Below are 25189 nucleotides of genomic sequence, written 5' to 3'. Positions count from 1 at the left end.
TCGGTGCACCCAGCCGCCAGGGCCGCACCGACCACGACCGTCCCTGACCGGAGGAACTGTCGCCTCAGCATCGCCGGCGTCGCTTTAGCGGCCGGGCAGCTTCTGCACGGCCCGGATCATCGGCGTGAGCGCCTTCTGCCAGAACGTCTGCGAGATTCCCAGCGGCGGATCGAGATTGATCACCCGCGCGGTGGAGACGGTCTGCGACTCGGTGTACTTGAGGATGCCGTCGGCGCCGTGGCGGCGTCCGACACCGGAGGCTTTCATACCGCCCATCGGGGCGGCGGTGCTGCCGAACGCCAGGGCATAGCCCTCGTCGACATTGACCGTGCCCGAATTGACCTGGGCCGCGATCGCCTCGCCCTCGGACTTCGATCCGGCCCACACGCTGGCGTTGAGGCCGTACTCGGTGTCGTTGGCCTTCTCGATCGCCTCGGCGACGGAATCGACCGGGTAGATCGACACCAGCGGGCCGAAGGTTTCGTTGCGCGCGCATTCCATCTCGTCGGTGACACCGGTCAGCACCGTGGGCTCGTAGAACAACGGGCCGATGTCGGGGCGCGCATTACCACCGGCAACCACCTTGGCGCCCTTGGCCTTTGCATCGTCGACGTGACCGGACACCGTCTTGATCTGATCTTCGGAGATCAGGCTGCCCATGTCGGCGGTGAAGTCGTAGGCCGCCGACAGGTTCATGTTGCGGACCTCCTCGGCGAACTTGGCGGTGAACTCGTCGGCGACGTCGCGCTCGACGTAGATCCGCTCGATCGAGATGCACAGCTGACCGGCATTGGAGAAGCAGGCGCGGGTGGCGGCCTTGGCGGCCACCTTCAAATTGGCGCCCTTGGTGACGATCATGGGGTTCTTGCCGCCGAGTTCGGCGGAGAAGCCGATCAACCGGCGGCCGCACTGCTCGGCGAGCGTCCGCCCGGTGGCCGTCGAACCGGTGAACATCATGTAGTCGCAGTTCTCGACGATCGCGGTGCCGACCACCGAACCCGGCCCGGGCACGACCGCGAACAGATCCCGCGGCAGCCCGGCCTGATACAGCAGTTCGGCATTGGCCAGCGTGCAGTACGGGGTCTGGCTGTCAGGCTTGACCACCACGGCATTGCCGGCGAGCAGGGCGGGGATGGAGTCCGAGATCGACAGGGTCATCGGGTAATTCCATGGCGAGATGACGCCGATGACGCCCTTGGGGTGGTGGTTGACCACGGTCTTGACGAATCCCGGGAGCAGACCCTGCACCCGCTTCGGGGAGAGTAGCCGGGCCGCCTCGCGCGCGTAGTAGCCCGCGTTCAGGATCATGTCGACGATCTCTTCCTGCGCGGCCGAGCGGGCCTTGCCCGTTTCGGCCTGGGCCACATCCATCAGGAAGTCGCGATTCTTGGCCAGCAGGGCGCCGAACTGCTTGATGATGGCGGCGCGCTCCTTGACCGGGCGCTTGGCCCACTCTGCTTGCGCGGCGCGGGCCTTGGCGAAGGCGGCCGTCACATCCGCGGCGGTGCCGACCGGGATGGTGGTCAGCTCCTTGCCGGTGAAGACCTCGTCGATCGGCTTGGATTGCCGGGCTTCGACATCGTCGATGGCGACGAGCGCGCGCAGGCGGGCGAAGTCGGCGGCGGACGGAGCGGGCATCGGGGACTCCCTACTGGCAAGTAACTAACAGTCAAGCCAAACCTACTCGGTACCGGCAGTCCGACAAAGGCGCAGCTTGTCCGATCTGTTCACGACTTTGCCCGGTCCAGCGCCCTAACCTGCGGGTATGGCCTTGAACCTGAACTCGGCGGTCATCGAGATCGTCACGAGAGACCTGCCCCGATCCCTGGACTTCTATCGGCTGCTCGGCCTGCCGGTTCCCCGGCCCGACGGGCCGCACGTCGAGGTGGCGTTGCCGGGCGGAAACCGCCTCGCGTTCGACACGGAGGAGGTGATCGCCGGAATGCACCCCGGCTGGGCGCCCCCGACGGGAGCCGGACGGGTGGCGCTGGCCTTCGGGCTCGACGCGCCCGCCGACGTCGACGCGCTCTATGAGCGGCTCACCGCCGCCGGGCACCCGGGAACGCTCAAGCCGTTCGACGCGCCATGGGGACAGCGTTATGCCACCGTCGAAGATCCCGACGGGACCTCGGTGGACCTGTTCGCGGCATCGGGAAGCTGACGGAGCTGACGCCATGGCACCCCGGCCAGGGCGCGGACCTCGCGGTGCAGGTGGGGCTGGTCGGCATAGCCGGCCTGTGCCGCGACCGCGCCTGCGCTCAGGCCGGTGCCGATCAGCCCGACCGCGCGGCGGAACCGGAGGATGCGGCGCAACGTCGCCGGCCCGTATCCGTAGACCGCCGCGCACTGCCGCTGCATGGTCCGGTTCGACCAGCCGGCATGGCGCGCTGTCGCGGAGACGGATTCGCCGGCGGCCAGCCGGCGCGTGACGTCGCGCAGTGCCGGCAGCGGCCAGGGTGCGGTCTCGGTGCGTGGCCGTTCCGACGCGAGCGTTTCGGCAAGCTCTTCGAGTGAGCCGCCCCGGTCGATCCGGCGCAGTTCATTCAGGTCGACCCGGGTGTTGCGGAGTTCAGAGGCGGGGACGCCGAGCAGGCGCGGCAGGGCTCCGGGCCGAAACCGCAACCCCTGCACCGGATCGCGGCCGCCCGCGGCGATGAATGCCGTGGTGTCGGGGCCGGCCACGACGATCCGGCCGCCCATCTGGATCAGGTCCATGCAGCCGTCGGGCAGTATCCGGCCGGGTTCTGCCGGGCCGGTGCGGACCCACCGGCACTCCACGAGCTCGCCGAGGCGTGGCGGCGGACGGTGTTCGCGGTAGCCCACGTCTCCGACGCTACTCGCGCCACCATGCGGTTGAATCGGGGAATGGCCGGGCGACCACGCGACACGTCGATCGACGAGCGGGTGCTCGCGGCCACGCGTGAGCTGCTGGTCGAGGTGGGCTGGGACGACCTGAGCGTTCGGTTGGTCGCGGCGCGTTCCGGGGTGGGCAGGTCCAGTCTGAACCGGCGGTGGTCGTCGAAGGCCGAGCTGGTGCTGCACGCGATACTCGGCGAATCACCCGACATGTCACCGTTTTCCGGCACCGACCTGGCCGGCTGGATCGACTGGGTGGTGTGCGGCAGCCATCAGCTGTTCAGCCGTCCCGATGTGAGTGAGGCGGTGCCCGGATTGCTGCTGGCACTGCGCGAGAACGCCGCGATGCGTAAAGCGCTGTGGGACGGGTTCAGCGGGCCGGCGATCGAGATGTTCGCGGCCAGAGGCTACGGGACGGAATCGGACGCGAAGGCTGTGCTGTCGATGGCGGCCGGGGCGGCGCTGTTCACCACCACGGTGGCGACCGACGACGATTCGCCCGAACTGCAGCAGCGGCTGGTGCGGCTGCTCAGCCAGGCCCTGGGTGTGTCACCTGCCGAATGAGGCGAGCATCGCGTCCTGCGGCGAACGCCATGCTTCGATGCCCAGATCGGCCAGCGTGCTCCTGTCGTCGGTGGGGGTGGCGGCGGTGAGCAGCAGTGCGGCCTCGTGGCTGATCCCGTCACCGAGCGGAAGCACCCCGCCGAGCAGATCCGAGCACCAGCCGATGCCCCGGAAAAGGCTCCCCGGCAAAGGGATTCGGCGGACCTTGCGCCCGGTTCCCTGTTCGAGAACATCGATCATCTCGTTGAACGACACCATCACGCCGCCGCAGACGTAGCGCTTGGGTCCGCGCCCGGGCACCATCAGCCGCTCGTGCACCAGCGCGACGTCGCGCACGTCGATCATCTGCATGCCGCCGGTCATCCGGGGCGCCAGACCGGCCTTGGCGATCGGTGCCCAGCCGCGCTCGGTGACCCCGGCGGCGGTGAAGTAGGCCGGACCCACCACGCTCGACGGGTAGGTGACCACCACCGGGGCCCCGGCGTCCTGCAGTCGTCGGGCCGCCCGATCGGCATAGGCCTTGGTCTGGGCGTAGGGGCTGCGGCCCGACGCCGGCGGGGTGTCGGCGGAGATCACCCCGTTCGGTGGCGGGAACAGTGAGCTGTAGCTGCTGACCGAGACGATGGGATCGAGCCCGGCCTCGACGGCACGGTTCAGCACGGCCTCTGTCGCGTGCGCGTTGATCTCCCACATCAGCTGCTCGCGCCGGCGATCGGTGCCGACGATGCCCGCGGCGTGGATCAGGGCGTCGCACCCCGACAGCAGGTCCCCTACGGTGCCGCTGTCCCGGATGTCGCCTTGCAGCACCGACATCTCACCGAGCTCGGCGAGGTGGCCGATCACCTCGTCGTCACCGCAACCCGGCGCGACCAGCAGGCGGATTCGATGGCCCGCGGCCAGCAAGCCCCGGACGGTGTGGGCTCCGAGATAGCCGGTGCCCCCGGTCACTGCGATGTGCATGGTCCGCCTCTCAACGTTTCGATGCCGATGGTATCGAAATGATTGGCGCGGGTGCCGGGCAGGTGTGGGGCTAGCGGGGGATCGACCAGACCGGGTCGGCACACTCGGTGCCCTCGGCCGACAACTGTCGCTTGATCACCTTGAACGTCTCGGTACGTGGCAGCCCGGTGCCGACCCGCACATACGACGGCCACTGCTTGGGTCCCAGATCGGGCTGCTCATGAAGAAACTTCCCGAAGCTGTCGATGTCGAACGGCTTGCCCGCAGTCAGCACCAGCGCGGCCATCACCTGATCGCCCACGTCGGGGTCGGGGATCGGGTACACCGCGACTTCGGCAACGTCGGGGTGGCGCAGCAAGATTCGTTCGATCGGCGCGGTTCCCAGATTCTCGCCGTCGACCCGCATCCAGTCGCCCAGACGCCCGGCGAAGTGCGCGTAGCCGTTCTCGTCGAGGTAGGCCAGATCGCCGGTGTGGTAGACGCCGCCGGTCATGCGGTCGGCTTCGGCTTCGGGATCGTTGTAGTAGCCGCGGAACCAGCCCGCGCCGGTCGGGTTCACCAACTCGCCGACCACTCCGGGTGGGCACGGCTCGCCGGTGTCCACGTCGACGATCGCCACCTGGTCGGTGAGCGGGCCGAGGGCATCTTCGGGGGTGTCGGGAGTGCGGGCGATCGCCACACCGCCTTCGCTGGAACCGAATCCGTCGACCACCGTCACCCCGAACCGCTCGGCGAACCGGCCCAGATCGCGCGGCGCCCCCTCGTTGCCGTAGAGGAACCGCAGCGGATTGTCGGCATCGTCGGGCGCAGGTTCGGTGGCCAGGATGTAAGACAGCGGCTTGCCGACGTAGTTGGCGTAGGTGGCGCCGAAGCGGCGGATGTCGGGCATGAAACCGGAGGCGGAGAACTTGCGGCGCAACGCGATCGACGCACCGGCCGCCGCGGCGACGGCCCAGCCGGCCATGATCGCGTTGGAGTGGAACAGCGGCATCGACAGGTACACGGTGTCGTCCGGACCCAGCCCGAAGCGGTCGGCCAGCATCCGGCCCGGAAACGCCACCTTGTCGTGGGTGACCCGCACGGCCTTGGGATCGCCACTGGTTCCCGAGGTGAAGATGAGCATGAACAGGTCGTCGGCCGACAGATCGGCGAACGTCACCGGAGTGTCCAGATACGACGCGAGTTCGGCAGCCCAGTCGGCAGATTCGACATCGATGAAATCCACTCCGGGGGGTACCGCGTCGGGATTGTCGGCCAGCACCAGCTGGCAGTCGGCCTTGGCGATATCGCGGGCCAGCGCCTCACCGCGGCGGGTCTGGTTGAGCCCGACGGGCACCAGCCCGCTCAGGCCCGCGGCCACCAGCAGGCTGGAGAAAAATGTGGTGTTGCCGAGGAGTGCCCCGATGTGCGGGGGTTTCGAGGGGTCCAACCGCGCCCGCAGCGCCGCGGCCAGTTGCGCGCCGGCGGCGATGTGGTCGGCCCAGCTGACGAACGAATCCTCTTGGTAGAGGCCACGGTCGGTGACCTCGGCCAGCGGGACCAGCAGCTCGGTGACCGTCGGCTCGGCGGTTGGACCCCCCATCCCTAGACCGGTGTGTCCGCGAGTTCGCGGCCGATGCGCAGCAGCTGCCCTGTCGCCCCACCGACGCCGAACTCGGTCTGCTTGGCGGCCAGGAAGTACCGGTGCACCGGGTGGTCCATGTCGATGCCGACACCGCCGTGCACGTGCACCGTGGTGTGCGCGACACGATGGCCGGCCTCGGCGGCCCAGAACGCCGCGCTGGCGACATCGATGTCGGCGGGCAGATCCTCCGACAGTCGCCAGGCGGCCTGGGTCAGCGTCAGACGCAGGCCCTGGATGTCGATGTAGCCGTCAGCGAGGCGTGACGAGACAGCCTGGAAGCTGCCGATCGGCCGGTCGAACTGTTCGCGCTCACGGGCGTACTCGGACGTCAGTTCCAGCGCCCGCTCCAGCACACCGAACTGGAAGGCGCTGTGGCCCAACGCCGAGTATGTGGTGAGCCACCGCACGACCTCCGCACCGCCGACGAGGCGGGCGGCGTCCACCGTGGTGCCCTGCAGTTCCAGATGGGCGACGCTGCCCTTGCCGGTGGTGCTCAGCGCAGAGACGGTGACACCTGGATCATCCTTGGCGACCAGGAAAACGCCGACCCCGGAATCGATTTCGGCCGGAACCAGGAACGCGTCGGCCACCGGCCCGTAGTTCACCTGGGTGCGGGTGCCGGTGAGCCGGTAGCCCGAACCGTCGGTCTGAGCCTGAACCGGCCCCTGGCCCATTTCGCCGTCCAGGGCCACGGCGAGGATCTTGTCGCCGGCCACCGCGGGCTGGGCCCACTCGGTGCGCAGCTCCTCGGATCCGAACGCGGCCAGCGCTCCGGCACCCAGCACCACGGAGTCCAGGTACGGCACGGCGGCCAGCTGTCGGCCCAGCGCGGTCAGGACAGCGACCTGCTCGAGCACGCCGAATCCACCGCCGCCCACCGATTCCGGTGCCGCGGCCGACAGGACGTCGGCTTCGGCCAGTTTGGTCCACAGATCGGCGTCGAAACGCTGCTCCAGCCCGTCGAGCTCACGCTGGCGTTCCGGGGTGCACACCGATTCGGTGATCGTGCGTACCAGGCCGCCCAGATCGATGGCGGCTTCGGTCGTCTTGAAATCCATTGGTTTGCGTCCTTACCGGTTCACTCGGGGCAGGCCGAGCGCGACCATGCCGATGATGTCGCGCTGAATCTCGTTGGTGCCGCCGCCGAAGGTCAGGATCAGCGCCGACCGGTGGAACCGCTCGATGCGGCCACGCAGCAGCGCGCCCTTGCTGTCCGGGCGAAGCGTCGCCGAGGTGCCCAGCACCTCCATCAGCAAGCGGTAGGCCTCGGTGGCCAGCTCGGTGCCGTACACCTTGGCTGCCGACGCATCCGCGGGAGACGGGGCCTCGGTGCCCGAAGACAGTTCCCAGTTGATCAGCTTGAGCACCTCGGCCTTGGCGTGCACGCGGGCCAGGTTGAGCTGAACCCACTCGGAGTCGATGACCCGCTTGCCGTGTACGTCCTTGGTGTTCTGGGCCCACTCGCGGACCCCGTCCAGCGCGACGTAGATCGGCTGCGACGACACCAGCGCGACGCGCTCGTGGTTGAGCTGGTTGGTCACGAGCTTCCAGCCGGCATTCTCCTCGCCGACCAGGTTGGTGACCGGGATGCGAACGTCCTGGTAGTAGGTGGCGCTGGTGTCCACGCCGGACATGGTGTGCACCGGCGTCCAGGAGAAGCCCTCGGCGGTCGTCGGCATGATCAGCATCGAGATGCCGCGGTGTTTCTTGGCCTCGGGGTTGGTGCGCACGGCCAGCCACACGTAGTCGGCGTAGGCGATCAGGCTGGTCCACATCTTCTGGCCGTTGACCACGTAGTCATCGCCGTCGCGTACCGCGGTGGTCCGCAGTGCCGCCAGGTCGGTGCCCGCGCCCGGCTCCGAATAGCCGATGGCGAAGTGCAGCTCGCCCGCGGCGATCTTGGGCAGGAAGAACTTCTTCTGTTCCTCGGTGCCGAAGTGCATGATCGTCGGCGCGACACTGTTGATGGTCAGGAACGGCACCGGGGCGCCGGCGATCGCGGCCTCGTCGGTGAAGATCAGCCCGTCCATCGGCGGCCGGGCCTGCCCGCCGTACTCCTTGGGCCAGCTCAGCGTGAGCCAGCCGTCCTTGCCCATCTGTGCGACGGTCTCGCGATAGACGTTGCCGCGTCCCATCTCGCCCTCTGACGAGCTGAGTGCCTCAACGCGCTCCGGCGTCATCAACTTGGAGAAGTATGCGCGCAACTCGCGGCGCAGCTCCTCCTGCTCGGGGGTGTAACCGATCCGCATTCCGCTGCATCCTCACTGCTTGATAGACCTGAGTTCTCACCTGGTTGTAACACGTTCTAGTCTTAGGATCCAGGCCGGTGCAGGACTGGTATCCGTCAGGTGTGGTCGTATTCTGTGGCTGCGCGCACGCAGCCCCGTGCGTACACACGTTGTGAGGAGGTCGCCATGCGAGTTGAAGTGGACCGTGATCGCTGCGAAGGCAATGCGGTGTGCGTGGGTATTGCCCCCGATTTGTTCGATCTTGATGACGACGACTATGCCGTGGTCAAGTCCGATCCGGTGCCTGCCGACCAGGAGGATCTGGCCGAGCAGTCCATCGCCGAATGCCCCCGGGCAGCCCTGATCCGAAAAGACTAGAGGTATTCATAAATCATGACCGACGCTCAGATTGATCTGTCCGGAAAAGTGGCGGTGGTCACTGGTGCCGCCGCGGGCTTGGGTCGCGCCGAGGCGGTCGACCTGGCCAAGGCCGGGGCGACCGTGGTGGTCAACGACATGGCCGGCGCACTGGAGTCCTCTGACGTCCTCGACGAGATCGCGGCCGCCGGCTCCAAGGGTGTCGCCGTTGCCGGGGACATCAGCGCGCGCTCGACCGCCGACGAGCTGGTCGCCACCGCCGATGGTCTGGGTGGCCTGGACATCGTCGTCAACAACGCGGGCATCACCCGCGACCGGATCCTGTTCAACATGAGCGACGAGGAGTGGGACGCGGTCATCGCGGTGCACCTGCGCGGCCACTTCCTGTTGACCCGCAATGCCGCGGTCTACTGGCGCAACAAGGCCAAGGCGGGGGACGGCACGGTCTACGGCCGGATCATCAACACCTCGTCGGAGGCCGGGCTGTCGGGTCCCGTCGGTCAGCCCAACTACGGCGCCGCCAAGGCGGGCATCACCGCGCTCACGGTGTCGGCCGCCCGCGCCCTGGAGCGCTTCGGTGTACGGGCCAACGCGATCGCACCGCGGGCCCGTACCGCAATGACCGTGGGCGTCTTCGGGGATGCGCCCGAAGGCCAGGTCGACCCGCTGTCGACCGACCATGTCGTCACCCTTGTGCGATTCCTGGCCGCGCCCGCGTCCGAAGCTGTCAACGGTCAGCTGTTCATCGTCTATGGTCCAACTGTCACGTTGGTCGCGCCGCCCACAGCGGAGAAGCATTTCACTGCGAACTCCGATGCCTGGAACCCGGCAGACCTCAGCGGGACGTTGCACGATTACTTTGCTGATCGTGACCTGGGGCGTGGATTCTCGGCCACTGAGCTGATGGATTCACGAGACTGACGGTCTCGTTGACCGTCGCTCGACATGTGTAGAACGTGTTCTAACTCAAGATTGGTGCGGTACGCCCTGAGCTGCAAAAACGGCGTCCGACATGAGGATTTTGAATTCTTTGACAGTGCGAACGTGTTCTAGTTAGTATGATCCGGCTCACTAAGAGCACCGTAAGACCAAGGGGTGGGAGAGCGGTCACGTCACGTGGCCGTCAAACTTTCGCTAACGCGAGTTTCCGCGGAACTTCCCCCACCCGAGTACCCCGAGAACGGAGCCCAGGTTGATCGAACAGCTTGCGGTTCCGGCCCGGGCCGTGGGCGGCTTCGTCGAGATGTCCTTGGACACCTTCGCCAAGATGTTCCGTCGACCGTTCCAGTTCAAAGAGTTTCTGGATCAGACCTGGATGATCGCCCGGGTCTCGTTGGTGCCGACCCTGCTGGTCGCCATCCCGTTCACGGTCTTGGTCGCGTTTACCCTCAACATCCTCCTTCGCGAGATCGGTGCCGCGGACCTCTCCGGCGCCGGCACCGCCTTCGGCACCATCACCCAGCTCGGCCCGGTGGTGACCGTGCTGGTGGTGGCCGGCGCGGGCGCCACGGCGATCTGCGCCGACCTGGGTGCCCGCACCATCCGCGAAGAGATCGACGCCATGCGCGTGCTGGGCATCGATCCGATCCAGCGACTGGTCGTGCCCCGCGTGCTGGCCTCGACCTTCGTGGCGCTGCTGCTCAACGGTCTGGTCTGTGCGATCGGCCTCGCCGGTGGCTATGTCTTCTCAGTGTTCCTGCAGGGCGTCAACCCGGGTTCCTTCATCAACGGCCTGACGGTGCTGACCGGCCTCGGCGAGCTCGTGCTGGCCGAGATCAAGGCGCTGTTGTTCGGCGTGGTCGCCGGCCTGGTCGGCTGCTACCGCGGTTTGACCGTAAAAGGAGGCCCGAAGGGTGTCGGTAACGCTGTGAACGAAACGGTGGTCTACGCCTTCATCTGCCTGTTCGTGATCAACGTGATCATGACGGCCATCGGGGTCCGGGTGCTCGTGCGATGAGCTATGACGCCACACTCCGCTTCCGCCGGCTGTTCCGCGGCGTACCCAAGGTCGTCGACAACGTCGGCGAGCAGGCGCTGTTCTACGGCGAGACCATGCGGTACCTGCCGAACGCCATCAACCGCTACCGCAAGGAGACCATCCGGCTGGTAGCCGAGATGACCATGGGCGCAGGCGCCCTGGTGATGATCGGCGGCACCGTCGGCGTCGCGGCCTTCCTCACCCTGGCCTCCGGCGGTGTGATCGCGGTGCAGGGTTATTCGTCGCTCGGCAACATCGGCATCGAGGCCCTGACCGGCTTCCTGTCGGCGTTCCTCAACGTGCGCATCGTGGCACCGGTGATCGCCGGTATCGCCCTGGCCGCCACGATCGGCGCGGGCGCAACCGCCCAGCTCGGCGCGATGCGGGTGGCCGAGGAGATCGACGCCGTCGAAGCGATGGCGGTCCATGCGGTGTCCTACCTGGTCTCGACCCGGTTGCTGGCCGGCCTGATCGCGATCGTGCCGCTGTACTCGCTGTCGGTGCTGGCCGCGTTCTTCGCCGCGAGGTTCACCACGGTGTTCATCAACGGTCAGTCGGCGGGTCTGTACGACCACTACTTCAATACGTTCCTGATACCCAGCGACCTGCTCTGGTCGTTCCTGCAGGCGATCGTGATGGCGATCGCGGTGATGCTGGTGCATACCTATTACGGCTACAACGCATCCGGCGGGCCGGTCGGCGTGGGCATTGCGGTCGGTCAGGCGGTGCGTACCTCACTGATCGTCGTCGTCACCATCACGCTGTTCATCTCCCTGGCCGTCTACGGCGCGTCCGGCAACTTCAACCTTTCCGGGTAGGTGGCAGGAATTCCTATGGCAGACGCACCCTCCAAGCACCGTCGTCATGTCAGGATCGCCGCTGCGATCCTGGCGGCGATCCTGGCCGCCGCAGTGGTCTTCACCTACCTGTCCTACACAGCTGCCTTCACGCCGACCGACACCGTCAGCCTGACCGCGCCGCGGGCCGGCCTGGTGATGGAGCGCGACGCCAAGGTGAAGTACCGCGGCATCCAGATCGGCAAGGTCACCGACATTGCGTACGCCGGCGGCGAGGCGAAGCTGACGCTGTCCATCAAGCGTGGCGAGATGCGCTACATCCCGTCCAACGCCACGGTGCGGATCGCGGGCAACACGATCTTCGGTGCGAAGTCGGTGGAGTTCCAGCCACCTGCGGAGCCGCAGCCGACCTCGCTGCGCCCGGGTAGCACGGTGGCTGCCAAGGACGTGCAGCTCGAGGTCAACACGCTCTTCCAGACGCTGTCGGATGTGCTCAACAAGATCGACCCGGTCAGCCTGAACGCCACCCTCACCGCTCTCGGCGAGGGCCTGCGCGGCCACGGGGACGACCTCGGTGCGGCCATCACGGGACTCAACGGTTATCTGGCGCAGATCAATCCGAAGTTGCCGACGCTGCGCGACGACTTCGCGAAGGCCGCCGCGGTAGCCAACATCTACGGTGACGCCGGGCCGGACCTGGCGCGCATCGTCGACAATGTGCCCGCCCTGAACAAGACGATCGTCGACGAGAAGACCAACCTCAACGCCACGCTGCTGGCCGCGACCGGCCTGGCGAACAACGGCACCGCGACCCTGCAGCCGGCCGCCGACGACTACATCGCCGCCATTCAGCGGCTGCGGGCACCGTTGAAGGTGGCCAGCGACTACTCACCCGAGTTCGGCTGTGTGCTGAAGGGTGTGTCGGTCGGTGTGGACCGGTTCGCGCCGATCATCGGTGGTATCCGGCCCGGTCTGTTCGTGTCGTCGAACTTCCTGCCCGGCGCCCCGGCGTACACCTATCCGGAGAGCCTGCCGATCGTGAACGCCTCGGGCGGCCCCAACTGCCGTGGCCTGCCGGACATCCCGTCCAAGCAGTTCGGTGGCAGCTGGTACCACGCACCGTTCCTGGTGACCGACAACGCCTACGTGCCGTTCCAGCCGAACACCGAGGTGCAGTTCGACGCCCCGGCGACCCTGCAGTTCCTGTTCAATGGCGCGTTCGCGGAAAGGGATCGCTTCTGATGGCGTCCAGTGCGCGTCCTGACCGGACCATGCTCAAGGTCAGCATCTTCACCATCGCCATGCTGTTGGTGGCGGCCATGCTGGTCGTGGTGTTCGGCGAATTCCGGTTCGCCTCGGAGAACAGCTACCACGCCACGTTCAGCCAGGCTTCGAGACTGAAGGCCGGCCAGGACGTCCGCATCGCGGGCGTGCCGGTCGGCACGGTCAACGAGGTCAAGCTCAACCCGGACAACACGGTCGACGTGAAATTCGACCTCAACAAGCGCTACCAGCTCTACACGTCGAGCCGGGCCAAGGTGCGCTACGAGAACCTGGTCGGCGACCGGTATCTGGAGATCACGTCGGGCCCCGGCGAGCTGCGCAAGCTTGCGCCCGGGGGGACCATCCCGCAGCAGAACACCCAGCCCGCACTGGATCTCGACGCGCTGCTGGGCGGACTGCGGCCGGTGATGAAAGGCCTTGACGGCAACAAGGTCAACGAGATCTCCAACGCGATCATCGAGATGCTGCAGGGTCAGGGCGGAGCGCTGGCGAACATGCTGACCAGCACGAGCGCATTCACCCAGAACCTGGCCGCCCGCGACCAGTTGATCGGTGACGTGATCACCAACCTCAACACGGTGCTGGGCACCGTCGACGAGAAGGGCGCGCAGTTCGACTCCAGCGTCGACGAATTGCAGAAGCTCATCTCCGGCCTGTCCGAGGGGCGCGACCCGATCGCCGGCGCCATCGCACCGCTGGCCTCGGCCGAGAACGACCTGACCGACATGCTGGACAAGTCGCGTCGTCCGCTGCAGGCCGTCATCGAGAACGCGCGGCCGTTGGCGCAGCGCCTCGACGAACGCAAGGCCGACGTCAACAAGGTGATCGAACCGCTGGCCGAGAACTACCTGCGGCTCAACGGACTCGGCGCCTACGGCTCGTTCTTCAACATCTACTACTGCTCGATCCGGATGAAGGTCAACGGACCGGCCGGTAGCGACATTCTGATTCCGTTCGGCGGCCCGCCGGACCCGTCGAAGGGGAGGTGCTCGGAGAATGGCTAAGCGCGACGGCGACACAGCGCTACGCACCGGGATCTTCGGGATCGCCCTGGTGGCATGCGTGGTGCTGGTGTCCTTCGGCTATACCGGGCTTCCCTTCTTCCCTCAGGGCAAGAAGTACGAGGCGTATTTCAGCGACGCCGGCGGGATCGATCCGGGCAACGACGTCAACGTCTCCGGCATCGCGGTCGGCAAGGTCACCGGGGTGGCGCTGGCCGGTGACACCGCCAAGGTCAGCTTCACCGTGGATCGCAACATCAAGATCGGCGATCAGTCACTGGTGGCGATCAAGACCGAAACCGTGCTGGGTCAGAAGTCGCTCTCGGTGACGCCGAAGGGCAGTGGGTCCTCGACGGTGATCCCGTTGGGACGCACCACGACTCCCTACACGCTCAACACGGCCCTGCAGGACCTGGGGCAGAACGTCTCCGAACTGGACAAGCCGAAGTTCGAGCAGGCCCTCCAGACCTTGACCGACACCCTGCGTGATGCCACACCGCAGTTGCGGGGCGCGCTGGACGGTGTGGCCAACCTGTCGCGCAGCATCAACAAGCGCGATGAGGCCCTCGAAGGATTGCTTGCGCACGCCAAGCGGGTGTCGGATCTGCTGGCATCGCGCGCCGGTCAGGTCAACCAGCTGGTCACCGACGGCAACCAGCTGTTCGCCGCGCTCGACGAGCGCAGGCAGGCGCTGAGCAATCTGATCGCCGGCATCGACGATGTGTCCAGGCAGCTCTCGGGATTCGTCGCCGACAACCGCAAGGAGTTCAAGCCGGCGCTGGAGAAGCTCAACCTGGTGATGGACAACCTGCTGGAGCGCAAAGAGCACATCGGCGAGGCGTTGCGCCGCCTGCCGCCGTACGCGACCACCCTCGCCGAGGTGGTCGGCAACGGTCCGGGCTTCAACATCAACCTGTACGGCTTGCCGCCGGCGTCGATGTCCGAGGTGCTGCTCGATACCTACTTCCAGCCGGGGAAGCTGCCCGACAGCCTCGCCGACATGCTGCGTGGATACATCTCCGAACGCACGATCGTTAGGCCGAAATCGCCATGACCCAAGAGAGTTCGGTGTCGTCCGGTCGTAACCGGTGGATGCGCATCGGCCTGGCCGTGTTGCTGCTGGCGGTGCTCGCCGTCGGCGTGTACCAGGTGTGGCCGTCGCGGACGGGTCCCAAGCTCACGGCGTACTTCACCAACGCCGTCGGCCTGTACCCCGGCGACGAGGTTCGGATCGTCGGTGTGCCGGTGGGCACGATCGACTCGATCGAGCCGCGGCCCTCGGACGTCAAGATCGAGATGACCCTCGACCGCGGCATCAAGGTGCCCGCCGATGCCAAGGCGCTGATCCTCTCGCCGAACCTGGTGTCGGCCAGGTTCATTCAGTTGACGCCGGCCTACACCGAGGGCGACGTGATGGCCGACGGCGCGTCGATCGGGCTGGACCGCACCGGCGTCCCGGTCGAATGGGACGAGGTCAAAGAGCAACTCACGCAGCTCAGTTCACAACTCGGACCGCAGGCCAACTCGGTCCAGGGTCCGATCGCGGCATTCGTCGACCAGGCCGCCACCACGTTCGACGGCAACGGCGACTCGTTCCGCAACGCACTGAGGGAGCTGTCCCAGACCGCGGGCCGGTTGGGTGATTCCCGCACCGATCTGTTCGGCACGGTGAAGAACCTTCAGGTCCTCGTCAACGCGTTGTCCAACAGCAACGAACAGATCGTGCAGTTCACCAATCACGTTGCGTCCGTGTCGCAGGTACTGGCCGACAGCTCCAACGGCCTCGATCAGACCCTGGGCACGCTGAACCAGGCTTTGGGCGATGTCCGCGGATTCCTGAACGAGAACAACGACGCGTTGATCGCCCAGGTGGGCAAGCTGGCGGACTTCACCCAGATCCTCACCGACCACAGTGACGACATCGAGCAGATCCTGCACGTCACGCCCAATGGTCTGGCGAACTTCTACAACATCTACAACCCGGCCCAGGGCACCGTCGGTGGCCTGCTGTCACTGCCCAACTTCGCCAACCCGACGCAGTTCATCTGTGGTGGCACCTTCGACATCGGCGCCAACCCGGACAACTACAAGCGCGCCGAGATCTGCAGGCAGCGGATGGGTCCGGTGCTGCGCCGCATCACGATGAACTACCCGCCGGTGCTGTTCCACCCGGTCAACAGCATCACCGCCTACAAGGGTCAGATCATGTACGACACCCCGGCGACCGAGGCCAAGTCGGAGACCCCGGTGCCGTACCTGCAGTGGCAGAACGCCCCGGGCGTGACGCCGCCGCAGATCCCGCATGACGCGACGCTGAGTTCGCTGATCCTGCCGCCGGATGCACCCGCGCCCGCACCCGGAACAGGAGTCGGTCCCGCGCCCGGACCTGCGCCCGCGCCTGCTGAGGCTGGTGCCGGCGGATGATGAGGGGTAAAGCATTGAGGGGTAAGGCATCCCGGTTCAGCGGACGCACGCTGGCGATCGGCAGCGGCGCGATGCTGCTGGCCGGCTGCCAGTTCGGCGGGCTCAACTCGCTCAACATGCCCGGCACGGCCGGGCACGGGGCGGGGTCCTACAATGTCACCGTGGAGTTGCCCGATGTGGCGACCCTGCCGCAGAACTCGCCGGTGATGGTCGACGACGTCACGGTGGGCAGTGTGTCCGGTCTGGACGCCATGCAGCGTCCGGACGGCAGCTTCTACGCGGCGGTACAGCTGTCGTTGGATGGCGACGTAAAGCTCCCGGCGAATGCCGTTGCGCGCGTTGCCCAGACATCGCTGCTGGGTTCTCAGCACGTGCAGTTGTCCGAACCGGTTGACGAACCGGCGCAGGGGCAGTTGCGCGAGGGTTCCAACATCTCGCTGTCGCAGACCAGCCGCTACCCGACCACCGAGGAAGTGCTGTCCTCATTGGGCATGGTGGTGAACAAGGGCAATCTCGGTGCGCTGCAGGACATCACCGATGAGGCCTACGCCGCGGTGGCAGGCAGGGCCGGAAGTTTCGCCGAGCTGATCCCGCGCCTGGCCGAGCTGACCTCATCGCTGGACCAGCAGACCAACGACATCATCGCCGCGGCCGACGGGCTGAACCGCTTCGCTTCGATCCTGGCCCGCAGCAAGGACAACCTGGGCCGCACGTTGGACACCCTGCCCGGGGCGCTCAAGGTGCTCAACGACAACCGCTCCAACATCATCGAGGCGTTCACCGCGCTGCGCGGCTTCGCCGAGGTGGGCTCGCGGATCCTGTCGTCGACCAAGGACGATTTCGCGGCCGACATCAAGGATCTCTATCCGGTGATCAAGGCATTCAACGACAACGCCGACGATTTCATCAAGGACCTGGAGTTCCTGCCCACGTTCCCGTTCCACTACAAGTACTTGCGCAACGCGGTCCGCGGTGACTACCTGAACGTGTTCGTCACGTTCGACCTGACACTGCGCCGGTTCGGCGAGTCGATCTTCACCACGGGCGGATTCGACCCGAACATGAAGCACCTCGACGAGGTGATCAATCCGCCGGACTGGCTGACCGGAGAGATGGCCAACCTGTCCGGACAGGCCGCCGACCCGTTCAAGATCCCCGCCGGAACTGCCACCCAGCACGAGGAGAAGCCGTAATGATCGACCGGCTGACCCGCATGCAGTTGATGATCTTCGGGGTCGTCACCGTCCTCACCGTCGGCGCGATCTCGCTGTTCTATCTGCATCTGCCTGCTGCCGTGGGTATCGGCACGTATCACGTCAACGCCAACTTCCTCACCGGTGGCGGGATCTACTCGAACGCCAACGTCACCTACCGCGGTGTGACGGTCGGCCGGGTGGATTCGGTGGGCCTGGCCCCCGACGGCGTGGTCGCCAGGATGCAGCTGAACAGCAGCACGGCGATCCCGGACAACGTCACCGCGACGGTCAAGAGCGTCTCGGCAGTCGGTGAGCAGTACATCGATCTGATTCCGCCGGAGTCACCGTCGACCGGCAAGTTGCGCAACGGTGCGACCATCGATCAACAGAACACCCGGGTCGGCCAGGACATCGCGGGCATGCTGCACGAGGCCGACACGCTGGTCAGCAGTATCGGAAACAGCCGCTTGCAGGATCTGCTGCGCGAGACGTTCAAGGCGTTCAACGGATCCGGGCCCGAACTGGCGCGGCTCATCGAGTCCTCGCGCCTGCTGATCGATGAGGCCAACGCCAGTTCCGGCGAGACCACCCAGCTGATCGACCAGGCCGGGCCGTTCCTGGAAGCGCAGATGCGCAGCGGTGACAACATCCGGTCGCTGGCCGACGGGCTCGCGAGGTTCACCGGTGAGGTGAACAAGGCCGACCCGCAGCTGCGCGCCACCCTCAAGACCGTGCCTGGCACCACCGAGGCGGCCAACACCGCGTTCAGCGGTATCCGCCCGACGTTCCCGGTGCTGGCGGCCAACCTGGCCAACTTCGGCCGGATCGGCGTGATCTACAGCAAGTCGCTCGAGCAGGCGCTGGTGATCTTCCCGGCCCTGATGGCGGCACTGAACACAGTCGCCGGCGGTGTGCCGGTCGACGAGGGCGGCAAGCTCGACTTCAAGGTCGACCTGGGCGATGCGCCGCCGTGCCTGACGGGTTTCCTCCCGCCGACCCAGACCCGGTCCCCGGCCGATCTGACCCTGCGGGATCTGCCGACCGACATGTACTGCAAGACCGCACAGAACGATCCGTCCGTGGTGCGTGGCGCGCGCAACTACCCGTGCCAGGAGTTCCCGGGCAAGCGGGCACCCACGATCCAGTTGTGCCGCGACCCCAACGGCTACATTCCCGTGGGCTCCAACCCGTGGCGCGGTCCGCCGGTGCCGTACGGCACGCCGATCGAGGACGGGCGCAACATCCTGCCGCCCAACAAGTTCCCGAACATCCCGCCGCAGGTCGACCCGGATCCGGGTCCGCCGGTGGTGCAGTTGCCGCCGGGTGTCGAGCCGGGCCCGGGGCCGGCGCCGCACGCGCCGTTCCCGCTGCCGGTGCCGCCGAACAAGCCGGGCACCCCGCCGCCGCCGTGGCCGTACTTCGCGCCGCCGGACCAGATCGTGCCCCCGTACGGCCGGACGCCTCCGGGAGCGCCCGAAGCGGCACCGGCGCCGGAAGCGCCCGCACCGGCTCCGGATGCACCCTTGCCGGCCGAGGCACCACCTCTGGCCAGCGCTCCAGGGATCGGCACCTACGATCAGCACAGTGGGGTCTTCGCTGACGCCGACGGAGGCACCGGCGTGTATGCGGCCGGCGCCGACAATCTGGCACCCGCGGAGACCTGGGTAGACCTGATGCTGGATCCAAGGCAGGCTTGATGACGGAAGAAACGGCCTCGAATCAGAGGCCGGTGCGTAGGCGCGCGTCCAGGGCGGCCGGCCCGACCGGGGCCGCGCCCGCCGGCGAGGTGACCACAACCACCGTGGTGGTCGAATCATCGACCACCACGGCACCCAGGGTGCCGAAGCTGACACCGCTGAAGGCACCGCCCCGGCGGCGTGCCCACGGCGGGCTGGTGGCGCTGGCGGCGGCCGTGGCACTCGGCCTGGGGACCGTGGCGCTGGGTGTGCTCGGGTACGTCATGCTCGGCCAGCAGCGGGCCGTGGACGATGTGCAGGCCCGCAACGAGCGCTTCGTCGACACGGGCGAGCAGACCGTGATCAACATGTTCAGCTACACCCAGGACACCATCGACGAGAGCGTGAGCCGCTTCATCGACGGCACGAGTGGCCCGCTGCGCGACATGATGAGCCAGGGCAACAACGCCGACAATCTCAAAGCACTGTTCCGTGACACCAAGGCCAGCTCGGAAGCCGTGGTGAACGGAGCGGCGCTGGAGAAGGTGGACGAGATCGCCGGGAATGCGTCGGTGCTGGTGGCGGTGCGCGTCACGGTCGCCGACATGGACGGCGTCAATTCTCCGACCCGTCCGTACCGGTTGCGGGTGATCGTGCACGAGGACGACAACGGCCACATGACCGGATACGACCTCAAGTACCCCGACGGTGGAAACTGATGCGCCCTAAACTCACTGGCCTGCTGATCGGCGTGCTGGCGGTGGCCTTCGTCGCCTTCGCCGGTATCGGTGGCTCGCTCTACTGGAACCGCGTGACGCAACGCGGCCAGGAGACCACGCGGGCCGAGTTGCCCGTTGTGGCCGCCGACCAGATCCCGAAGGTGTTCGGCTACGACTATCAGACCGTCGAGCGCAGCCTGTCGGAAACCTATCCGCTGCTCGCGCCGGACTTCCGGCAGAAGTTCGAACAGGACGCCACCGCCAAGGTGATCCCCGAGGCGCGCAAGCGTCAGTTGGTGGTCCAGATCAGCGTCGTCGGCGTCGGTGTGATGACCGCCGAACGCGAATCGGGATCGGTGCTGGTGTACATGAACCGCACCGTGACCGACCAGTCCCGCCAACCGCTGTATGACGGCAGCCGGCTGCGCGTCGACTACCGCAAGATCGGCGGGAACTGGCTGATCAACGCGATCAACCCGATCTAGCCCTCAGTCTGACTTCGCGCCTGCCAGCGCGGTGAGGAAGGCGCGCGCCCACCGGTCCACGTCATGGGCCAGCACCTGGCGGCGCAGCGCGCGCATCCGGCGCCTGCCCTCCTCCGGGCTCTGCTCCAGTGCCGCCTCGATGGCATCCTTGACGCCCTCGAGATCGTGCGGGTTGGTCAGATAGGCCTGACGCAGCTCAGCCGCAGCACCGGTGAACTCCGACAGGACCAATGCGCCGCCGAGGTCATTGCGGCAGGCCACATACTCCTTGGCCACCAGGTTCATCCCGTCCCGCAGCGGGGTGACCAACATGACGTCGGCCGCGACGAAGAACGCGATGAGCTCGTCCCGGGGCACCGGCCGGTGCAGGTAGTGCACCAGCGGATGCCCGACCTCACCGTATTCACCGTTGATGTGCCCGACCTGGCGCTCGATGTCCTCGCGCATCGCGATGTAGCTCTCGACCCGCTCGCGGCTCGGTGTGGCCAGCTGGACCAGCACGGTGTCGTCGCGCTTGATCCGGTCCTCTTCGAGCAGTTCGGTAAAGGCGCGCAGGCGGACGTCGATGCCCTTGGTGTAGTCGAGCCGGTCGACGCCGAGCAGGATCTTTCGCGGATTCCCGAGCTCGGCGCGGATCTGCCGGGCCCGCTGCCGGATCGCGCGGTTACGTGCCTTGGCGTCCAGATCGGCCGAATCGATCGAGATGGGGAAGGCCCCGACCTTGACCGTGCGGAACCCGTAGGAGACCTCACCGAAGCGGGAGCGGACGCCGATCGAAGCGCGTGAGGTGTTGGCCCCGACCAGGCGGCGGGACAAGACCAGGAAGTTCTGGGCGCCCCCGGCCAGGTGGAACCCGACCAGATCGGCTCCGAGCAGGCCTTCGACGATCTCGGTGCGCCACGGCATCTGCATGAACAGCTCGACCGGCGGGAAGGGGATGTGCAGAAAGAAGCCGATGGTGACGTCGGGACGCAGCATGCGCAGCATCTTGGGGACGAGCTGCAGCTGATAGTCCTGGATCCAGACCGTGGCCCCGGGTGCGGCGGCCCGCGCCGTGGCCTCGGCGAAACGCCGGTTCACGTCGACGTAGCTGTCCCACCACTTGCGGTGGTAGACGGGTTTGACGATGAGGTCGTGGTACAGCGGCCACAGGGTGGCGTTCGAGAACCCCTCGTAGTAGTCCGCGACATCCTGCGCGGACAGTTCCACGGGGTAGAGCTGCACGCCGTCCTCGACGATGGGCTCTTCGCCGCTGTCGGGGACGCCGGCCCAGCCGATCCACGCGCCGCGCCGTTTACGCAGCAGCGGTTCCAGCGCGGTTACCAGTCCGCCGGGGCTGCGCTTCCAGGTCGTGCTGCCATCCGGCAACCGCTCCATGTCGATGGGCAGCCGATTGGCCACCACGACGAAGTCGGAGTTACCGGAGGCGGCCTCGGGGCCGCCCTCCGGACTCACTTACGCCTCGGTTTTCGAGGGTCCAATGCCGAGCATGGACAGAAACATCCGGCACTCGTCGGCGTCGGTGGCGTAGGTCGCCACGACGCGACGGGCCTGGCTGGCAGTGCTGTCGGCGAGCGGTTCGACGTCGTCGATCTCGGCGGTATCAGTTTTCGCAGGCATGACACAACTGTAGGCGACCGGGAGAACCCCGGTCGCCTCACGCCATCAGCCGATGGAACCGTGCACGGTCGGGCTGCTGCCGACGGTCGACTCGGGGACCGGCTGCGGCCCCTGAGCCTGCTGTTCCTCGGCCAGGCCGATGCACTCGCCCGAGTTGGCGCCGGTGCACGGGATGGAGCCGCCGCCGCCGGGCACGTTCACCGAGGGCAGGTCGGGGTTGGCCGGGGTGGCGCTGAACGGGCCGGGAGAGTTCGGCACGGTGTGCGGCACGCACGCGCCGCTGTAGAGGTCTTCCTCTTCGCCCGTCGGGCAGGCGATCGCCGGGCCGGAAGACACGGGTACGGAGAACGCGGCGATCGCTGGGGCGGCGGCCGCAGCGAGTGCAAATCCGCCGGCAAAGATCAGTCGTCGCATCGAGATCGGGAAGGTCGCCATCGTCACGCTTTCTCTAGGTATTCGATTGTTTGTTGACTGGGATTCTATGGATGCTGTGAGAGATCTGCATCAGATCTACGAGTTGGCTGGGAAACCGCCCCAAACTGTTACGGACTGGCGCTGATTGTTGACCGCGGAATTGGTTGTGGCCCTTCGGCCTCGTCCTCCTCGGCCAGTCCGATGCATTCGCCGGCATTGTGGCCTGTGCAAGGGATGGCTCCGCCTCCGCCGGGGAGGTTCACGGCCGGCAAATCCGGATTGCCGGGGATGCCGCTGAACGGCGACGGTGAATTCGGCACCAGGAACGGCGTGCAAGTGGTCGTGTAGACGTCCTCTTCCTCGCCGGAAGTACACGTCGCGTGTGCGACCGGTGCGCCCAGCCACAGGGACAGTGCACAACCGGCGCCGGCGACGGACAGCACGACGGGCGCAACACGTGATTTCACGTCAGCAGTCTAGGACTGCTGGAGGTTTACTGTGCGGTCTCTGCGGTGGGGCTGTATCAGCCGATGGAGCCGTGCACGGTCGGGCTGCTGCCGACCGTCGACTGCGGAACCGGTTGCGGGCCTTCGGCCTGCTGCTCCTCGGCCAGGCCGATGCACTCACCCGAGTTGGCGCCGGTGCACGGGATCGAGCCGCCGCCGTCGGGCACGTTCACCGAGGGCAGGTTCGGATTGCCGGCGGTCGGGCTGAACGCGTTGGGCGAGTTCGGCACCAGATCCGGGACGCACACGTTGGTGAAGGTGTCTTCGGTTTCCCCACTGGGGCAGGAGGCGAGTGAGCCGGAAGCGGGCATCGCGAGGACTGTCAGGGCGGGGGCTGAAGCGATGGCCACGGCAATGCCTGCCGCGACGACGAAGCGACGCGCGATGAACGGGGAGTTGGCCATTGTGATGCTTTCTCTTCAGGGCCTCAAAAGGTTTGCTGTACCCCGGCCGCGGTGGTCTGACGACGGTTGTCGGTGATGTCGTCCCGTGATCGATATCCTACCCTTTACTAGGGGAAATGGCTCTGTGAACGATGCAATGCCGACGGAGTAACGCATTCTGCTGTGAAGCGGCTGAACGGTAGCTGTGATCCCGGTGTGAGCTCGGTTACGCGATACACGTAATGTGCAGTTCGTTACTTACTTACCCTGCCTAAGAGGTGGTCCGAAATGGTCAGTTCCGACGACGAGGCCCGTCAGGTCGAATACGAGACACTCGATGAGGGACGCATCGCCCGGATCTGGCTGAACCGTCCGAATGCGCAGAACGCTCAGTCCCGAACCCTGCTGGTGCAACTCGACGAGGCATTCGGCCGGGCCGAGGCCGATGACGCGGTCCGCGTGGTGATCCTGGCAGCGCGCGGCAAGAACTTCTCGGCCGGCCATGACCTCGGTTCCGAAGAGGCCCTCGCCGAGCGCACACCCGGTCCGACCCAGCACCCGACCTTCCGTTCCCACGGTGCCACCGCCGCCGGCGTCACCGAGCGGACCTACTTGCAGGAGTGGCACTTCTACTTCGAGAACACCCGGCGCTGGCGTGATCTGCGCAAGATCACCATCGCCCAGGTGCAGGGCAATGCGATCTCGGCGGCCCTGATGCTGATCTGGGCCTGCGACCTGATCGTGGCCGCCGACGACGCCAAGTTCAGTGACGTGGTCGGGGTGCGGATGGGGATGCCGGGCGTCGAGTACTACGCCCACCCGTGGGAGTTCGGCGCCCGTAAGGCCAAAGAGCTACTGCTGACCGGTGATTCGATCGATGCCGATGAGGCGTACCGCTTGGGCATGGTGTCCAAGGTCTTCGCCCGCGATGAACTCGAAGACAAGACACTGGAATTCGCGCGGCGTATCGCCGAGCGGCCGACGATGGCGGCCTTGCTGGTCAAGGATTCTGTCAACGCGGCCAGCGACGCGATGGGCTTCACCGAGGCGCTGCGCCATGCATTCCACATTCACGAACTCGGGCACGCGCACTGGGCGTCGGCCAACGAGAACCGCTGGCCGGTGGGTATGCCACCTGATGTTCCCGACTGGCGGACGCTGGGGGCCCCGAAGCCGGCCCGGCGAGATACACCATAAGGATGACGCAAATGGAACTGTCGTTGAAGGATCGCACCTACCTGGTCACCGGTGGCGGTAGCGGCATCGGCAAGGGTGCCGCGGCCGGCATCGTCGCGGCCGGCGGTAACGCCCTGCTGATCGGGCGCAATGCCGACAAGCTGAGCGCGGCTGCCGACGAATTGAACGCAGGGCTCGGTACCAGTGGTGGATCGGTGCGTTACGAACCCGCCGACGTCACCAACGAGGACGAGGTTCGCCGCGCGGTCGACGCGGCCACTGCCTGGCACGGCCAGCTGCACGGTGTGGTCCACAGTGCCGGTGGGTCGCTGACCATCGGTCCGATCACGCAGATCGACTCCGAACTGTGGCGCCAGACCGTCGATCTCAACGTCAACGGCACGATGTACCTGATCAAGCACGCGGGCCGGGAGATGGTCCGTGGTGGTGGCGGCTCGTTCGTCGGCATCTCCTCGATCGCGTCGAGCAACACCCACCGGTGGTTCGGTGCATACGGAGTGAGCAAGGCGGCGTTCGACCATCTGCTCAAGCTGGCCGCCGATGAGCTCGGGCCGTCCTCGGTGCGGTTCAACAGCATTCGGCCCGGCTTGACCCGCACCGAGATGGTCGGTCCCGTCTTCGAACTCCCGGCGGCCCGTGACGACTACGAGGCCTGCACGCCGATGCCGCGGTTCGGTGAGGTCGAGGACATCGCCAATCTGGCCGTGTTCCTCCTCAGCGACGCGGCGGGCTGGATCACCGGTCAGGCCATCGGTGTCGACGGCGGGCACGCCCTGCGCCGCGGCCCCGACATCTCGGGAATGCTGGAACCGCTGTACGGCGTCGACGGGCTGCGCGGCGTGGTCGCCGCCGACTAGGTCGGAAAGCCGGTGCGCGGAGGATTGCGGTCAACAGGTGGC

Annotated in this window: 27 protein-coding genes; 16 read left to right on the top strand and 11 right to left on the bottom strand. The window is 66.8% G+C overall.

Translation table 11 applies throughout. The annotated features are described in order from the left end of the window. Window positions 1-84: 84 nt before the first annotated feature. Window positions 85-1638 (bottom strand): succinic semialdehyde dehydrogenase, encoded by a 1554-nt coding sequence (locus EH231_RS18855; protein ID WP_090426399.1) that lies wholly within the window; start codon window positions 1636-1638, stop codon window positions 85-87. A 127-nt stretch (window positions 1639-1765) separates the two neighbouring features. On the opposite strand from EH231_RS18855, the gene EH231_RS18850 reads away from it, so the two are divergent. Further along, complete coding sequence (locus EH231_RS18850; protein ID WP_090426403.1) at window positions 1766-2161, top strand: VOC family protein; 396 nt, start codon at window positions 1766-1768, stop codon at window positions 2159-2161. Here the strand turns inward: EH231_RS18850 and EH231_RS18845 are convergent. After that, window positions 2098-2823 carry a helix-turn-helix domain-containing protein gene (locus tag EH231_RS18845; RefSeq protein WP_124713058.1) on the bottom strand — a complete coding sequence of 242 codons (726 nt, stop codon included), beginning with the start codon at window positions 2821-2823 and terminating at the stop codon, window positions 2098-2100. The genes EH231_RS18850 and EH231_RS18845 overlap by 64 nt on opposite strands. Window positions 2824-2865: 42 nt before the next feature. Here EH231_RS18845 and EH231_RS18840 point away from each other — a divergent pair, with 42 nt between their 5' ends. Further along, window positions 2866-3420, top strand: a complete 555-nt coding sequence (locus tag EH231_RS18840) for a TetR/AcrR family transcriptional regulator (protein ID WP_124713057.1) — start codon at window positions 2866-2868, stop codon at window positions 3418-3420. Here EH231_RS18840 and EH231_RS18835 read toward each other — a convergent pair. From EH231_RS18835 to EH231_RS18820, 4 genes are all read right to left on the bottom strand, one after another. Continuing rightward, window positions 3406-4380 carry an NAD-dependent epimerase/dehydratase family protein gene (locus EH231_RS18835; RefSeq protein ID WP_124713056.1) on the bottom strand — a complete coding sequence of 325 codons (975 nt, stop codon included), beginning with the start codon at window positions 4378-4380 and terminating at the stop codon, window positions 3406-3408. The two genes, EH231_RS18840 and EH231_RS18835, sit on opposite strands and share 15 nt — an antisense overlap. Before the next feature lie 70 nt (window positions 4381-4450). Further along, a complete protein-coding gene (fadD17, locus tag EH231_RS18830) occupies window positions 4451-5962 on the bottom strand; it encodes a long-chain-fatty-acid--CoA ligase FadD17 (RefSeq protein ID WP_124713055.1) in 1512 nt (503 codons plus the stop codon). Between the two features lie 2 nt (window positions 5963-5964). Beyond that, window positions 5965-7062 (bottom strand): acyl-CoA dehydrogenase family protein, encoded by a 1098-nt coding sequence (locus EH231_RS18825; RefSeq protein ID WP_090426418.1) that lies wholly within the window; start codon window positions 7060-7062, stop codon window positions 5965-5967. Window positions 7063-7074: 12 nt separating this feature from the next. Beyond that, window positions 7075-8253 (bottom strand): acyl-CoA dehydrogenase family protein, encoded by a 1179-nt coding sequence (locus EH231_RS18820; RefSeq protein WP_090426420.1) that lies wholly within the window; start codon window positions 8251-8253, stop codon window positions 7075-7077. 165 nt (window positions 8254-8418) lie between these two features. On the opposite strand from EH231_RS18820, the gene EH231_RS18815 reads away from it, so the two are divergent. The 12 genes from EH231_RS18815 (at window position 8419) to EH231_RS18760 (ending at window position 20170) form a co-directional block, all read left to right on the top strand. Continuing rightward, window positions 8419-8610 carry a ferredoxin gene (locus EH231_RS18815; RefSeq protein ID WP_036391771.1) on the top strand — a complete coding sequence of 64 codons (192 nt, stop codon included), beginning with the start codon at window positions 8419-8421 and terminating at the stop codon, window positions 8608-8610. A 15-nt stretch (window positions 8611-8625) separates the two neighbouring features. Beyond that, a complete protein-coding gene (locus EH231_RS18810; protein WP_124713054.1) occupies window positions 8626-9531 on the top strand; it encodes a 3-oxoacyl-ACP reductase in 906 nt (301 codons plus the stop codon). Between the two features lie 271 nt (window positions 9532-9802). Then, a complete protein-coding gene (locus EH231_RS18805) occupies window positions 9803-10567 on the top strand; it encodes an MlaE family ABC transporter permease (protein ID WP_003879810.1) in 765 nt (254 codons plus the stop codon). Beyond that, window positions 10564-11406, top strand: coding sequence for an ABC transporter permease (locus EH231_RS18800; protein WP_044520588.1), 843 nt, complete (start codon window positions 10564-10566; stop codon window positions 11404-11406). The genes EH231_RS18805 and EH231_RS18800 overlap by 4 nt, the downstream gene beginning before the upstream one ends. Before the next feature lie 15 nt (window positions 11407-11421). Then, on the top strand, window positions 11422-12627 hold the full coding sequence (locus EH231_RS18795) for an MCE family protein (protein WP_124713053.1): 1206 nt from the start codon (window positions 11422-11424) through the stop codon (window positions 12625-12627). Continuing rightward, the gene (locus EH231_RS18790; protein WP_124713052.1) at window positions 12627-13673 is read left to right on the top strand and encodes an MCE family protein; all 1047 of its coding nucleotides are present in this window, start codon (window positions 12627-12629) and stop codon (window positions 13671-13673) included. Before EH231_RS18795 ends, EH231_RS18790 begins: the two co-directional genes overlap by 1 nt. Beyond that, complete coding sequence (locus EH231_RS18785) at window positions 13666-14724, top strand: virulence factor Mce family protein (RefSeq protein ID WP_090426431.1); 1059 nt, start codon at window positions 13666-13668, stop codon at window positions 14722-14724. The genes EH231_RS18790 and EH231_RS18785 overlap by 8 nt, the downstream gene beginning before the upstream one ends. Continuing rightward, window positions 14721-16094: a virulence factor Mce family protein gene (locus EH231_RS18780; protein WP_124713051.1), complete on the top strand. Its 1374-nt coding sequence runs from the start codon at window positions 14721-14723 to the stop codon at window positions 16092-16094. Before EH231_RS18785 ends, EH231_RS18780 begins: the two co-directional genes overlap by 4 nt. Then, window positions 16091-17287 (top strand): MCE family protein, encoded by a 1197-nt coding sequence (locus EH231_RS18775; RefSeq protein WP_273545725.1) that lies wholly within the window; start codon window positions 16091-16093, stop codon window positions 17285-17287. Before EH231_RS18780 ends, EH231_RS18775 begins: the two co-directional genes overlap by 4 nt. Next, window positions 17287-18987 carry an MCE family protein gene (locus EH231_RS18770; protein WP_090426439.1) on the top strand — a complete coding sequence of 567 codons (1701 nt, stop codon included), beginning with the start codon at window positions 17287-17289 and terminating at the stop codon, window positions 18985-18987. The genes EH231_RS18775 and EH231_RS18770 overlap by 1 nt, the downstream gene beginning before the upstream one ends. Beyond that, window positions 18987-19685: an Rv1363c family protein gene (locus tag EH231_RS18765; RefSeq protein WP_164480945.1), complete on the top strand. Its 699-nt coding sequence runs from the start codon at window positions 18987-18989 to the stop codon at window positions 19683-19685. Before EH231_RS18770 ends, EH231_RS18765 begins: the two co-directional genes overlap by 1 nt. Beyond that, window positions 19685-20170, top strand: a complete 486-nt coding sequence (locus EH231_RS18760) for a mammalian cell entry protein (protein WP_090426441.1) — start codon at window positions 19685-19687, stop codon at window positions 20168-20170. Before EH231_RS18765 ends, EH231_RS18760 begins: the two co-directional genes overlap by 1 nt. Before the next feature lie 3 nt (window positions 20171-20173). Here the strand turns inward: EH231_RS18760 and EH231_RS18755 are convergent, their stop codons facing one another. From EH231_RS18755 to EH231_RS18735, 5 genes are all read right to left on the bottom strand, one after another. Beyond that, window positions 20174-21625: an alpha,alpha-trehalose-phosphate synthase (UDP-forming) gene (locus EH231_RS18755; protein ID WP_090426443.1), complete on the bottom strand. Its 1452-nt coding sequence runs from the start codon at window positions 21623-21625 to the stop codon at window positions 20174-20176. Then, on the bottom strand, window positions 21626-21790 hold the full coding sequence (locus EH231_RS18750) for a hypothetical protein (protein WP_090426445.1): 165 nt from the start codon (window positions 21788-21790) through the stop codon (window positions 21626-21628). Between the two features lie 45 nt (window positions 21791-21835). Beyond that, complete coding sequence (locus EH231_RS18745; RefSeq protein ID WP_090426448.1) at window positions 21836-22225, bottom strand: intersectin-EH binding protein Ibp1; 390 nt, start codon at window positions 22223-22225, stop codon at window positions 21836-21838. Window positions 22226-22332: 107 nt separating this feature from the next. Then, window positions 22333-22671, bottom strand: a complete 339-nt coding sequence (locus tag EH231_RS18740; protein ID WP_090426449.1) for a hypothetical protein — start codon at window positions 22669-22671, stop codon at window positions 22333-22335. Window positions 22672-22727: 56 nt separating this feature from the next. Then, a complete protein-coding gene (locus EH231_RS18735; RefSeq protein WP_090426451.1) occupies window positions 22728-23114 on the bottom strand; it encodes an intersectin-EH binding protein Ibp1 in 387 nt (128 codons plus the stop codon). Between the two features lie 267 nt (window positions 23115-23381). Here EH231_RS18735 and EH231_RS18730 point away from each other — a divergent pair, with 267 nt between their 5' ends. Beyond that, a complete protein-coding gene (locus EH231_RS18730; protein ID WP_090426452.1) occupies window positions 23382-24290 on the top strand; it encodes an enoyl-CoA hydratase in 909 nt (302 codons plus the stop codon). Between the two features lie 11 nt (window positions 24291-24301). After that, the gene (locus tag EH231_RS18725) at window positions 24302-25147 is read left to right on the top strand and encodes an SDR family oxidoreductase (protein WP_090426454.1); all 846 of its coding nucleotides are present in this window, start codon (window positions 24302-24304) and stop codon (window positions 25145-25147) included. The last annotated feature ends 42 nt before the right edge of the window (window positions 25148-25189 follow it).

The organism is Mycolicibacterium nivoides (assembly GCF_003855255.1).
Taxonomy (GTDB): Bacteria; Actinomycetota; Actinomycetes; order Mycobacteriales; family Mycobacteriaceae; genus Mycobacterium; species Mycobacterium nivoides.
The sequence above is the reverse complement of the archived record's forward strand: the minus strand, read 5'-3'. Positions and strand labels throughout refer to the sequence as shown.

What these genes read in the sequence shown, in the direction of transcription:
- EH231_RS18765 (WP_164480945.1), top strand. Translation starts at nt 18,987, where the DNA reads ATGACGGAAGAAACGGCCTCGAATCAGAGGCCGGTGCGTAGGCGCGCG.
- EH231_RS18735 (WP_090426451.1), bottom strand. Translation starts at nt 23,114, where the DNA reads ATGGCCAACTCCCCGTTCATCGCGCGTCGCTTCGTCGTCGCGGCAGGC.
- EH231_RS18725 (WP_090426454.1), top strand. Translation starts at nt 24,302, where the DNA reads ATGGAACTGTCGTTGAAGGATCGCACCTACCTGGTCACCGGTGGCGGT.
- EH231_RS18815 (WP_036391771.1), top strand. Translation starts at nt 8,419, where the DNA reads ATGCGAGTTGAAGTGGACCGTGATCGCTGCGAAGGCAATGCGGTGTGC.
- EH231_RS18840 (WP_124713057.1), top strand. Translation starts at nt 2,866, where the DNA reads ATGGCCGGGCGACCACGCGACACGTCGATCGACGAGCGGGTGCTCGCG.
- EH231_RS18745 (WP_090426448.1), bottom strand. Translation starts at nt 22,225, where the DNA reads ATGGCGACCTTCCCGATCTCGATGCGACGACTGATCTTTGCCGGCGGA.
- EH231_RS18800 (WP_044520588.1), top strand. Translation starts at nt 10,564, where the DNA reads ATGAGCTATGACGCCACACTCCGCTTCCGCCGGCTGTTCCGCGGCGTA.
- EH231_RS18795 (WP_124713053.1), top strand. Translation starts at nt 11,422, where the DNA reads ATGGCAGACGCACCCTCCAAGCACCGTCGTCATGTCAGGATCGCCGCT.
- EH231_RS18785 (WP_090426431.1), top strand. Translation starts at nt 13,666, where the DNA reads ATGGCTAAGCGCGACGGCGACACAGCGCTACGCACCGGGATCTTCGGG.
- EH231_RS18780 (WP_124713051.1), top strand. Translation starts at nt 14,721, where the DNA reads ATGACCCAAGAGAGTTCGGTGTCGTCCGGTCGTAACCGGTGGATGCGC.
- EH231_RS18855 (WP_090426399.1), bottom strand. Translation starts at nt 1,638, where the DNA reads ATGCCCGCTCCGTCCGCCGCCGACTTCGCCCGCCTGCGCGCGCTCGTC.
- EH231_RS18760 (WP_090426441.1), top strand. Translation starts at nt 19,685, where the DNA reads ATGCGCCCTAAACTCACTGGCCTGCTGATCGGCGTGCTGGCGGTGGCC.
- EH231_RS18835 (WP_124713056.1), bottom strand. Translation starts at nt 4,380, where the DNA reads ATGCACATCGCAGTGACCGGGGGCACCGGCTATCTCGGAGCCCACACC.
- fadD17 (WP_124713055.1), bottom strand. Translation starts at nt 5,962, where the DNA reads ATGGGGGGTCCAACCGCCGAGCCGACGGTCACCGAGCTGCTGGTCCCG.
- EH231_RS18850 (WP_090426403.1), top strand. Translation starts at nt 1,766, where the DNA reads ATGGCCTTGAACCTGAACTCGGCGGTCATCGAGATCGTCACGAGAGAC.
- EH231_RS18770 (WP_090426439.1), top strand. Translation starts at nt 17,287, where the DNA reads ATGATCGACCGGCTGACCCGCATGCAGTTGATGATCTTCGGGGTCGTC.
- EH231_RS18730 (WP_090426452.1), top strand. Translation starts at nt 23,382, where the DNA reads ATGGTCAGTTCCGACGACGAGGCCCGTCAGGTCGAATACGAGACACTC.
- EH231_RS18825 (WP_090426418.1), bottom strand. Translation starts at nt 7,062, where the DNA reads ATGGATTTCAAGACGACCGAAGCCGCCATCGATCTGGGCGGCCTGGTA.
- EH231_RS18820 (WP_090426420.1), bottom strand. Translation starts at nt 8,253, where the DNA reads ATGCGGATCGGTTACACCCCCGAGCAGGAGGAGCTGCGCCGCGAGTTG.
- EH231_RS18775 (WP_273545725.1), top strand. Translation starts at nt 16,091, where the DNA reads ATGATGAGGGGTAAAGCATTGAGGGGTAAGGCATCCCGGTTCAGCGGA.
- EH231_RS18790 (WP_124713052.1), top strand. Translation starts at nt 12,627, where the DNA reads ATGGCGTCCAGTGCGCGTCCTGACCGGACCATGCTCAAGGTCAGCATC.
- EH231_RS18750 (WP_090426445.1), bottom strand. Translation starts at nt 21,790, where the DNA reads ATGCCTGCGAAAACTGATACCGCCGAGATCGACGACGTCGAACCGCTC.
- EH231_RS18810 (WP_124713054.1), top strand. Translation starts at nt 8,626, where the DNA reads ATGACCGACGCTCAGATTGATCTGTCCGGAAAAGTGGCGGTGGTCACT.